We start from the raw sequence: 11,646 nt of genomic DNA, 5'->3' as shown, positions 1-11,646 counted from the left end.
CTGGCTATTCCAATGATTTTTTGTTACCTTTAAAATGCCTCAAGCAAAGCATCTTAGCCTCGGAAATTCTCTACTTGTTTTCCTTTCCTTGCTCATTACCTAATTTTCTTGCTACCACCTCAATTGAATCAATTGCTTTCTTAATATTCTCTTTTGTTACATCATAGTGAGTGGTGAATCGGACTAGTGTAGGACCAAAGGTTACAGCCAATACACCTTCCTCTTTTAGAGCACTTACAAATTGATCTGCGGTGCATCCAAAATTCGCCACTTCCACCACCACAATATTGGTATCTACTGAGTTTACTATGGATAAACCTTTTATATCTTTTAAAGCATGAGCCAAATAAGCGGCGTTTTCATGATCCTCACTCAGTCGTTCGGTCATTTTTGTTAATGAAACAAGCCCGGGAGCTGCTATAATTCCTACTTGCCGGAGTCCGCCACCTAATCTTTTTCTCCATTTTCTTGCTTTTTTAATAAAATCCTCCGAACCAGCCAATAGTGAGCCGACTGGAGCACCAAGTCCTTTTGATAGACAAATCTGGACAGTATCACAGTATTGGGTAAAGTCTTTTACAGAACAATTCGCACTTACTGCAGCATTAAATAGTCTTGCACCGTCCACATGGACAGGTATGGAATGGGATGAGGCATGCTCAAATATCTTTTGCATATTACTTACCGGAACAACAGCCCCACCCGCGCGGTTATGGGTGTTTTCAATGCAAATCAATCCTGTTTCAGGAAAATGCTGATCTTCTCCTCTTATAGCCGCCAATACTTCATCCGGGTTCATCCTACCATTGATTCCTTTGATGGTTCTCGTTTGCACTCCTGCCAATGCGGCAACTGCTCCAGATTCATAGTAAAAGATGTGAGATTCTGACTCAAGAAGGATTTCATTACCTGGTCGGCAATGAGTCAATACAGCTATTTGATTTCCTTGAGTTCCACTTGTCACAAACAAAGCTGCTTCTTTTCCAAGAATTTCAGCTGCTTTTTCTTCAAGTTTTCTGACAGTCGGATCTTCTCCATAAACATCATCCCCCACCTCTGCTTCATAAGAGGCTCTTCTCATTTCTTCTGTTGGTTTTGTGACTGTGTCACTTCTCAAATCTATCATTTTCATCTCTCCCCCGATATTCATACTCTTAGTCTATCTTATTATTATAGGATACTTCAAACTATTTCGCATTCCGTAAAGTTTTGCTATAATTCCGTTTCCTCTCATGCTATTATAATCATAGTTCTGCATAAGGAGAGAAATTATGTTAGCTCAAAAAGTAAAGCACACCACCGAAAATCAAGAAAGTAAAACTATTTATCCGATTTTATTCATTATTGGGATTGTGCACTTGTTAAATGACGCAATCCAATCAGTGGTCCCGGCTCTTTTTCCTGTATTAGAAAATTCTATGGGATTAACATTTACTCAGCTTGGTCTGATCAGCTTCGCCTTAAATGCAACTTCTTCCCTTATTCAACCAGTCGTTGGTTTATATACGGATAAAAAACCTTCCCCCTATGCACTACCAATTGGACTGATGTTCTCTTTTATTGGAATTGTAGGCCTTGCTTTTGCTCCTACATTTTGGATCATTATCTTATCTGTTATGTTCATCGGGATTGGTTCGGCTACTTTTCACCCCGAAGGTTCGAGAGTTGCTTACATGGCTGCAGGTAGCCGCCGTGGTCTCGCACAATCCATCTATCAGGTTGGAGGAAATTCCGGTCAGGCACTGGCACCTTTAATTGCTGCTTTTTTATTAGTACCCTTTGGACAAATTGGGGCAATCTGGTTTACATTAGTGGCCGCATTAGGTATTTTTCTTCTATTCTATATCGCTAAATGGTACAAAGAAAAAGTAGAAGAAATTTCAACAAAAACCATAAGTTCTAAGAAGTTGGCTCTGCCTAGCAAAAGTCACACTACAAATAAAAAACTAGTTCTGTTTTCCATAAGTCTTTTAATCTTTTTAGTATTTGCACGGTCATGGTTTCATGCAGGGATGACGAATTTTTATCCTTTTTATCTTATTCAAAATTATGGACTTTCCATCTCCCAATCACAAATCTATATCTTTGTCTTCCTTGGAGCCGGTGCAATAGGAACGTTCTTTGGCGGCCCAATGGCAGACCGTTTTGGAAAACGGAATATGATCTTGTTAAGTATGTTAGGTTCAGCTCCGATGGCATTATTACTACCATATGCAGGACCTACCCTCTCCTATTTTTTAATGGGGTTGATCGGCTTTATTATTCTATCAAGCTTTTCCGTTACAGTGGTATATGCCCAAGAGTTGGTACCTGGTAGAATCGGCTTGGTGTCAGGTCTTATTGTTGGATTAGCCTTTGGAATGGGAGCGATAGGTTCGGTTGCTCTTGGAGTATTAGCAGACTGGATAGGATTGAACAACACCATAATGTTTGCTGTAGCACTACCTTTAATCGGCATCCTCACTTTCTTTCTGCCTACAGATCAGCGGTTAAAAGAAATCAACCAGAGCTAAGCTGCAGTTGACCCTTTTGAAGGTTGACACTATACTTGAAAAGGAAATTATAAATGATAGCTTTGAGAGAAATAAGATTACATTTCTTACTGGCAATCTTTACCGCAAGTAGCTAAGATTAACAAAGAATTAGGTGATAATACGTGGATTTTGATATTAAGTCCCTTTCTTTTTTTGTAATTGAAATCGAAGGAAGCGGTGACAATGCTAAAAAAAGATATAAGGAAATGGCTACGCTTGATGAAGACGAGTATGAAGAAAGTCCACTAAAGTCATTCTTAGATGGAGAATTGATGAAGATCTCCAAACGAAAAGTGGATCGACATCCAAAAACTGACCAAGTTCCAACAAAAGTCGGCCGGTTTAAGGTGGAAACTGGCTATGATTTAGGTTCCAACCCCAATTATAATCTTTTCTACCGAATCAAACATGCAGAAACACAGGAACTATTTTCAAAATCCTGTGAAGAAATGGCCTCCACTTATACTGATACAACTGCTGTCCGTGGTGGAGTACTTATAATCGCCCGAGCTAAACTCAATAAATACTTCGATGAACCATTTGTATTTGTTTTAAAATGTGATTTTGAGCAAAAGGTTGCATCGATCACAGATGAAAAGACTCTAATCCGTAATGTTCAAATGGCTATCACCACAAAAAATATGAAGTCCATTCAATATCCTTTCATGCCTGAAGATGGAATAGTAGAAGAAGGCGAACTAAAAATTCATCAAGCTTCTCATTCTCGCTATTTTGAAGATTTTTTGAAATATGTTGAGTATGGTGAATCGATGCCTGAAATTATTAAAAATCAGGTAATGGGGATTGTTCATCAAGAACTATCTGAGACCTATCAGGGTGAAAGTGAAGAAAAGGAAAAAGCGGAATCTGCCATGGAAGCTTGGGCAACTAGTCCAAAAAGAGAATTACAGGAGCGCTGGTCCGATGAGCAAGTGATGGAAGCTTCTTCTACGATCATTGAGCAAACTCCCGATATCGAACTGAAATTCAAGCTTGACCACCTCTCGGTTAAAGCCTTACTAGCAGATTATGGAGAGAATATTCATATCGCAAAAATAAACAATCGTTATGTCGTCCTGCTAGAGGGAGACTATCTTCAATTCGAAAAAAATGTATCACCCGTGGAAATGCTGAAACCTAGTGATTTAAAGCATATAGTTGAAAAGCTCGAACGAAAATATTAGATTTGAAGGTACCAAGTCTTTTGCATAATAAAGAAATTTTGAGGGAAAATATTTCTATATTATGTAAGAGGTGACGTTATGGATTGGTTAACATTTATAAAATATGCTTGTTCTTTGTCAGGGATGGTGTGTTTAGGATTTACCTATATTTTGATGTATAAAAGCTCAAGGAAAAAAGCAAAAAAACTAAAATTGGTGGAAAAACCTAAACAGCTATAATAAGGCTTACTGAACATAGTTAGGTTTTCTTAAGCAGGCATACTGAAGCGGTCATTCAACAGAAAGAAGGCATCCTTCTATTAGAGGAGATGCCTTCTTTTTTTAGGTTATTTGTATTTTAGTTTGAACGCAATCTCCGAATATTTTCAATAAGAAACGAAACATATTCTTCATCTTTTACCAGCCAAGCAGCATAATTTCTTTTAATATATTTTTCTGCATCCTTAAAATTTAAAAACGATTTATTTAAAGGCTTTTCTTTATTTTCAATTTCCCAAGCCCCGTTTTCCTTCGGAGTAAGGAAAAGAATTCCTTTACTCTTAGAGTCATAAAGGACGCCATTGGGAGATTCTTTAATATTAAACACATTTTTGGGGGCATCTGATTTTAATGGTTCGAGCGGGAACGACTCTGCAACAAATAGCTTGTAAGCTTTTTCTGTTAAATTACATCCAGAGGCTTTGGCGTGTCCTCCCCCTTCAAATTTGCTCGCAACTTCCGATACATCCACATCATCATGTATGGTCCGCAAACTAATTCGTCGACTTCCCATGTTAATCATTGCAATATAATCAAGATGAGGGTTTTCTTTCCCTAATTCATTTCCAAGCTCAGATAAAAAAGATTCCGCAAAAACAATTCCTACCCAATATTCACCAACTTGTTTTTGAAGGATCTCCCGTTTTTTTCGACGAAGGTATTTTTCCATCTTTTTTTCTTCTATATTTAACAGTTGATCTTCTAAGTCATCAAATGAAAAATTAGTGCCGCTTGAAAGTTTCGTAAGCATTCTTGTTTCAAATTCTTCAATTGACATCATATACAATAAGTCATTTAACCTCTTAGCACGAAAATTTTGGTTTTTATCCCATTCCCAGGTGTCATATTGCCGAATCAATTCCACAAATTCATTAAGCGCCTTATTAGCTTCAATTAAACCAATTTCTTCAAGATACTCATAATATAATGAGGTTGCACTAGTTAATCTTCCATCATCATACTCTACTTGGACCTTAGCCCACGCAAAATCATTTAAATGTAGTGCTGATTTATGATGATCAATAAATTGAACCTTGCTTCCTTGATCAAAAAGTTTATCAAGTTTTTTTGCATTTTCCTCATGAACCGATAGATCTGTTATGTAAACCTCGTCATTAGCCATCGAATGTTCCAGATAGTCAGCTACCTGATAGTTTAAGCTTCCTACCGAATTGTAACTAACTGTAACTTTTTCTTTAAAGGCAATTTTCGCTAATATTCCACAGCCAACGCCGTCTAAATCATTATGGGTAAATAAATGGATCATAAAATAGTCATTCCCTTCTGGACATTATAATAAGGGGAAGATAAATTATCTGTCCCCTTTATTTTGTATATTGTTCTCCCCAATGCTCCTTTATATGACTATCTCTTCCTGATTCAACTCTTTCTTGTTTATATTTCTCTGGATTTTTTTTATAAAAATCTTGATGATACCCTTCTGCTTCGTAAAACTCTACTGCGGGCAAGATTTGTGTGACAATAGGCTCACGAAAGCGGCCACTTGCTTTTAAAGATAACTTTGATTTTTCCGCTAGCTCTTTTTGAAATTCATTATGATAAAAAATGGCCGTGCGGTATTGACTGCCTCTATCAAAAAATTGTCCCCCATCATCAGTTGGATCAATTTGTGGCCAATACAATTCTAACAGTTTTTCATAAGAAAAAAGTTCAGGATTGTATGTAATTTGCACAGCTTCATAATGCCCCGAATCTCCCTTCTTAATATCCTCATAGGTCGGATTTTCTTTAATTCCGCCTGTATAGCCTGATACTACCTTTTCTATGCCAGGCATTTCATCAAACGGCTTCACCATACACCAAAAGCACCCTCCTGCAAAGGTTGCTAATTCTAATCTAGTTGTCTCCATGTTTCACTTCTCCCTCATTCGTAAAAGAATATGTATTTGATGGAATTTTACCTTAAAAGTGTGAAAGTTACAATTAGTTAATCTTAGTCCTATAAGTTTACATAATAATATTATGATTGATAGTAAAAAACTTAATAATTAAACATTTTAATGTTTACGTTTACAAAGATTTACTAACACTAAAGAATATTGTACGATTATTCTTTGTGAAAAACTGTTTTCGAATTGATTGTTGCTTGTACCTAAATTGGTACCACTCGTAACGATCGTTGCTGTCGTGCTCTTTTCCTGTTAATTTAAGAAATTACGCTTAATCTTGAGTGATTAGAGCAGTAAAAAATCCAAATGCCGACTTTTTACTGGCTTATAGCAACAATCTTTAAGAAAAGAGCTTTGTGAAAAATTGATCGTTTGAGAATGGAGAATACTTTATGGAAATAGTAGAACAAATAACACATTTGCAATTACTCAATCAGTTTTGGCTGATTCTCTTCTTTTTAATTCCGATGGTCCTTATTTCTAGAACCATCGTTGCAGGAACAAGGTTCTCTCCAATACTAATTATTGTTATATTCGGATTGTCTTTAGGATACCTATTAGTATCTACAGGTGTCGCAACACCCGGCTTAACTGAATTTCCTTTTGTTGATTTAATGGCAAGAACAACAATAATTGCCCTTACTGTGTCCTTTTTCGTTGGAGGACAGGAATTACGTAAGATTCTCGGAAATAAAGAGCTAGAGACGGAAGATATAATTGTTCCTTCAAATGAAGAAACTTTACTTGGAACAAGTCGAAGTCAATTTGTTTTTATTGTTCGAGCTTTCTTCTTGCTCTTAGGTCTAGAAGGAATCACTCGTTTTATCTTTTCAGATGGCACTAGTCTGTTTAGCAGCTATTACCCACTTATTGCCTATATAGGGATAGTGGGGGCAATAATTTTTATTGATAACCGGACAAAAATAAAAAACAAACAACAGTATTTCCGTAAAGGCTTAATAGAAATGGCGGCCATTGTGGTGGTATTAGTCGCATCTTACCAGATTGCAATGATGGTGCAGCCGATCATTGCCCTCCCACAGATTTTCTTTGCAATGATGATTGCGGCAGGCTTAGGAGCAATTCTCTACAATTGGACATTTGGTCCGACCATTCGCGCCTTACTTTTTGCAGGAATTCCGATCGTGTTAGCTGCGAATTTCATGGTTGGAGGTTCAAGAATTGGTGACGCCTTTTCCATAACTGGTATGAACGCAGTGTTGGCATATGGCTTTTTTGGCCAATTGTTTTGGATGTTTGGAGGAATCGCCCTTATTATGTTATTTGCAAAAACGGCTAATACGCGAAACCTTGCACCAGGTATGGCAGGATCCTTATCCCATTCAGGATTGACTGGAGCGTGCACTGCTGGAGATTTTGGACAAACTGCAGCTAAACGTGCTCCCATTATGATTAATATTCCGTTTTTCGGTCATATTTTCGTATTTTCTGTCTTGGCCATTAGTGCAGACCGGGGAAGTCTGTGGGTTTGGCCCTCTCTATTGATCGTTGCAGTTGGAGTAGGGTTGACCATACTCTCTTTAATTAATTTGCGTAAAGCCAAAGGAAACGATAAAAAGGAAGTTAAAGCTCTTATGCAATTTTCGTTTGGCTGGCAGATGTGTGCAGTATTCGGGGGCTTGGCTCTTTTAAGCTTAAGTACCATGTCGATAGAATATGCAGCGATGGCCCAATCCTCAGCCATTTCTCATTTTGGTTTGTTCGCAGCAATTCAAGGGGAAATGTTTGGATCTGAAGCAGCTACACTTATCCCCTTCATTTTCAGTATGCCATTTCTGGTTCACCCTCTAGTATTCTTTATGTTTGGTAAAGCAATGGAGAACAAAGGTGAAATGCCAATCAAACCGGTTTATGTTCTAGCAATAATTGGGGTAGTAGGAGTTACCTACGCAATTTTTGGAGTGTAAATGGATTCAAATAAAGACGTTACGCAGAGATAAAGAATATAATGTCAAAAGAGCGTCAAATCTCATGCGAATTTGACGCTCTTTTTTTGTGTTCAGTTTAATATAATATATATATGGCTATACACAGACTGTCCATATACACCATCAAATGTATATGGATATTTTATATGTGTAACTCTCTTATAATATTAGATAAGTTAAACTCCGCCGAAGGAGTCTCCTAGTTTTGTTCCTATCTTAAGCTAAGGAAGCACTTTAATAACATTAGTTTTAAAAAGCATAAATTCATTTGGAATTAACTATATATGTTAAAATATGTATATGAATAGTGAACAAATCTACAGAATTTTTTCAAATAAGGATTGGAATCTATATTTGTAGAGGAGGTGTATCAATGAAAAAATGGACTATTATTCTAGGAGCTGCATTAATATTTACCCTTATAATATATAATTATGTTTTCTCAAAAGGAGAATTTGTTATCGGGTCTACCTCATATATCGATAAGGATGCAGATATTGTAGAAGAAAAACTTCCACTTTATATGGGCTACGGTATCCACTGGAATGGTTTTGGAAAACCGACTTTAACCAACGTAACATTAGTAAAAAACGATGGCACGAAGTTAAGTGAAGATGATCTACAAATATCGGTCACTTCCATGATTGATAAAACGGGTATGACTGGTGTGATAATCGAGGAACACGCAATTAAAGAAGGGTATATCAATGAATATCTTCCTGTAGAAAGCTATAAGGTAGAGGACAACTTTCTGCTTGTCTGCCGGGTGGAACTGCACGATTCAACTTATGAAAATAACATAAGCCATCTTATCATTGAATACAAAAATTCCGGCTTCCCACAACAGCAAAAACTCAAATTCAAAGGTTTCTTCAGTGGCTATGAAAAAGATTGATTAGCACCTTATGGTTGTGTAATAAATTTTCTTAAGTTCTCTAATTCTTTGAGTTTAGGGAAGCATTATAAAAATGGCTCAGCGCTTAAATCTGAGCCATTTTTATATTAAAATTGATTTCGGAATAATTGTTGCTTCAGCATAATCATATGAAAGAGAATTTTTGTCCTGTTAGGAAATTCCCGGTCCTTTAAATACTCTTTATTAATCCTGAATTTTCTTATCGTAATATTCTACAGAATATTGAGCACCCTCACTGACCATTTTATTATCTTCAAGATCCTCTGGATGCGGGTTTCCGCCTTTCTCAATTGGAAGATCCGTATTTCTATACTTTAATGGGACAACCTTATTCTTCATTTTAGTTGTAAAGTTCATAAGTTTTTTTCTATTCGATTTAGATGCTAATAGACTAACACTTGTGATTCCTGCACCAACGATAACCGCAGATTTAAGTGGACTGGTATTCATCATAAAAACCTCCTGTATAGTGAAGTCTTAATTTCTATATATTGTTGAAATACCCTTTTCAATCAATTTTAAAACACCGAACCTCTTCAGTAGTCTATACGTTACAAGTCATGTTTCATTATTACAGCTTTGATTGCCATATATTCGATATTCGGTGGTAATATGTCCTTGATTGGTCTGAGCTTTTCACTACCCACTTGTTTAACTGCTTCTATTATTTCCGCTTCAGTATCTGCTAGGATAAAATCATTCAGATCGAACGAATCAGGTTTTTCATCGAAGCATTTAAATAAATGATTTTGGATGGTTATTAAGCTCATTTCTCTTTCTTTAGCTATTTGCTCTAAAGATAATCCGTCATGATATAGCGAAAGTGTTTGATGATGACTTGCCTCACCCGTAGTTAATCGGGTAGTGCTTGTTTTTTTTGTTCGCTTTGTTTCCATGTTCGATTCTGTATTAATCGGCTGGGTTACAGGTTGTATATCATTCTTTTCCACGAATAGCTTTATTTCTTGAACAAAAACCTCTCCGTATTTTTCATAACGATGCGTCCCTACTCCTTTGATCCCAAGCATTGAATCTTTATCTAATGGAAAGTACTTACACATTTCACGAAGGGTACTATCTGGGAAAATTACATAAGGGGGTAAACCCTCCTTCCGTGCCACCTCTTTTCTAACGCTTCTTAACTGTTCAAATAAATCATTGTTCTCTATTATTGCTTCCACTTTTTCTTTCATTTTAAGTAATACTTTTTCTTTTCCTTTTAAAACAGGAACTGCTCTTGAACCTATTTTCACTACAGGATATTGTCCTTCCGTTAATAGTAGATATCCTTCTGCAATAAGAATATTAATTAATTCTACAAGCTCTTTTTCTGTATAAGAGCTCATTAGACCATATGTAGGTAATTTATCAAAACGAAATTGCGCAATTCGTTTATCCTTCGAGCCCTTTAGAACCTTAGCTACAAGCGTTGCTCCAAATCTCTCATTCATCCTATGAATACATGAAAATATTTTTTGTGCTTCTAGAGTAATATCTTGTTCCACATATTTTTTCGAGCAATTGCTACATTTCCCACAAGCTTCTTCCCTGCTTTCACCAAAATACTGTACAATATAGGTTTGTAGACATTGCTGTGTGTAACAATAGTCCATCATAGATTGTAGCTTTTGATATTCTTGCATTTTGCGCTGCTGTGACCTTATACTTTCTTCTATCAGAAACTTTTGTACCTGAACGTCTCGTGCGTTAAACAATAGAACACATTCACTTAGCTCACCATCCCGCCCTGCCCTACCTGCTTCCTGATAGTACGACTCTACATTTTTAGGCATATTATAATGGATAACAAAGCGAACATTAGATTTATCGATGCCCATTCCAAAAGCATTGGTGGCGACCATTATTTTTATTTGGTCATAAAGAAACTCCTCTTGATATTGCTTCCGTTCCTCCTCGGAAAGTCCTGCATGATACTTTCCGACTTGATAACCTTTTCCAGTTAAGCTCGCATAAATTTGGTCTACTTCTTTTCTTGTAGAAGCATAAACTATACCGGACTCTTCTTTATTCGTTTTTAAAAATTGAGATAAGTACGACTCTTTATTCGTTCCTCGTAAAACAGAGAAAGTAAGATTATCTCGTGAAAGTCCTGTTACATGGGTATGTTCCTCCTGGATATTCAACATCATACAAATATCCTCGACTACTTCCTTAGTTGCGGTGGCAGTAAAAGCAGCAATAATAGGATTGCCTTGGATTCTACTAATAAAGCTCCCAACTTCTCTGTAGCTTGGCCTAAAATCATGACCCCATTGGGACATACAATGTGCTTCATCTACAGCAATGAGTGATATATCAAGATAAGGTAAAGCTTCTAAAAAATCATGAGATTCCAAACGCTCAGGAGCCAAATATACAAGCTTTATATCTCCTTGTTCTACCTGCCTTAACCTATCCTGAACTTCACGGTGAGTTAGTGAACTATTTATATATGTCGCCTGTATTCCCATGTTAGTTAATGTATCTACTTGATCTTTCATGAGGGAGATCAACGGCGAAATAACAATGCTAATTCCTTCGAATAGCAAGGCAGGAACTTGGTAGCAAATTGATTTTCCACCACCAGTTGGCATCACACCGAGTGTATTGTGACGTTCCAGTATGCTTGATATGATATTCTTTTGACCGGCTCTAAAGTCCTGATAGCCGAAGTATTGTTGCAATATTTTTTTACCTTGTTCGTACATAATACACCTCTTTTTAACTTATCTTGATTTGCTAACCAGTGAATTAATTAGGATCATTTCGTAAAGATTGTTGCAGAAAGGCTGTAGTTGTCCAAGCGCACACAAATAATAGTGATTTTTAAGTTTTAGTAAAAAACACTACAGCAGCGATTGTTGCCTCTGGTGCTAACATAAGTACAAGCAACAA

At 36.7% G+C, this 11,646-nt stretch carries 10 protein-coding genes; 5 read left to right on the top strand and 5 right to left on the bottom strand.

The window, feature by feature from the left end:
- Positions 1-70: 70 nt before the first annotated feature.
- Positions 71-1,126 carry a low-specificity L-threonine aldolase gene (gene ltaE / locus K9B36_RS00130; protein WP_223699888.1) on the bottom strand — a complete coding sequence of 352 codons (1,056 nt, stop codon included), beginning with the start codon at positions 1,124-1,126 and terminating at the stop codon, positions 71-73.
- Positions 1,127-1,271: 145 nt separating this feature from the next.
- Between ltaE and K9B36_RS00125 the strand changes: the two genes are divergently transcribed.
- The 3 genes from K9B36_RS00125 to K9B36_RS00115 all read left to right on the top strand — a co-directional run bounded on the left by K9B36_RS00125 (position 1,272) and on the right by K9B36_RS00115 (position 3,937).
- Positions 1,272-2,513, top strand: a complete 1,242-nt coding sequence (locus tag K9B36_RS00125) for an MFS transporter (protein WP_223699886.1) — start codon at positions 1,272-1,274, stop codon at positions 2,511-2,513.
- Between the two features lie 143 nt (positions 2,514-2,656).
- A complete protein-coding gene (locus K9B36_RS00120; protein ID WP_223699885.1) occupies positions 2,657-3,718 on the top strand; it encodes a DUF3900 domain-containing protein in 1,062 nt (353 codons plus the stop codon).
- Positions 3,719-3,796: 78 nt separating this feature from the next.
- On the top strand, positions 3,797-3,937 hold the full coding sequence (locus K9B36_RS00115; RefSeq protein WP_223699882.1) for a hypothetical protein: 141 nt from the start codon (positions 3,797-3,799) through the stop codon (positions 3,935-3,937).
- 118 nt (positions 3,938-4,055) lie between these two features.
- Here K9B36_RS00115 and K9B36_RS00110 read toward each other — a convergent pair whose 3' ends face one another.
- Both K9B36_RS00110 and msrA read right to left on the bottom strand, forming a co-directional pair.
- Complete coding sequence (locus K9B36_RS00110) at positions 4,056-5,243, bottom strand: DHH family phosphoesterase (protein ID WP_223699881.1); 1,188 nt, start codon at positions 5,241-5,243, stop codon at positions 4,056-4,058.
- Positions 5,244-5,301: 58 nt separating this feature from the next.
- The gene (gene msrA / locus K9B36_RS00105) at positions 5,302-5,847 is read right to left on the bottom strand and encodes a peptide-methionine (S)-S-oxide reductase MsrA (RefSeq protein WP_223699879.1); all 546 of its coding nucleotides are present in this window, start codon (positions 5,845-5,847) and stop codon (positions 5,302-5,304) included.
- 431 nt (positions 5,848-6,278) lie between these two features.
- Here msrA and K9B36_RS00100 point away from each other — a divergent pair, with 431 nt between their 5' ends.
- Both K9B36_RS00100 and K9B36_RS00095 read left to right on the top strand, forming a co-directional pair.
- Positions 6,279-7,814: a hypothetical protein gene (locus K9B36_RS00100; protein ID WP_223699877.1), complete on the top strand. Its 1,536-nt coding sequence runs from the start codon at positions 6,279-6,281 to the stop codon at positions 7,812-7,814.
- A gap of 394 nt (positions 7,815-8,208) precedes the next feature.
- The gene (locus K9B36_RS00095; protein ID WP_223699875.1) at positions 8,209-8,730 is read left to right on the top strand and encodes a hypothetical protein; all 522 of its coding nucleotides are present in this window, start codon (positions 8,209-8,211) and stop codon (positions 8,728-8,730) included.
- 204 nt (positions 8,731-8,934) lie between these two features.
- Here the strand turns inward: K9B36_RS00095 and K9B36_RS00090 are convergent, their stop codons facing one another.
- Positions 8,935-9,204 (bottom strand): hypothetical protein, encoded by a 270-nt coding sequence (locus K9B36_RS00090; RefSeq protein WP_223699873.1) that lies wholly within the window; start codon positions 9,202-9,204, stop codon positions 8,935-8,937.
- Positions 9,205-9,302: 98 nt separating this feature from the next.
- On the bottom strand, positions 9,303-11,459 hold the full coding sequence (recQ, locus tag K9B36_RS00085) for a DNA helicase RecQ (protein ID WP_223699871.1): 2,157 nt from the start codon (positions 11,457-11,459) through the stop codon (positions 9,303-9,305).
- Between the last annotated feature and the right edge of the window lie 187 nt (positions 11,460-11,646).

The sequence above is a fragment of the Sutcliffiella deserti genome (assembly GCF_020037475.1).
Lineage (GTDB): Bacteria > Bacillota > Bacilli > Bacillales > Bacillaceae_I > Sutcliffiella_A > Sutcliffiella_A deserti.
Note: the sequence above shows the minus strand (reverse complement) of the source record. Positions and strands in the feature narration are given on the sequence as shown.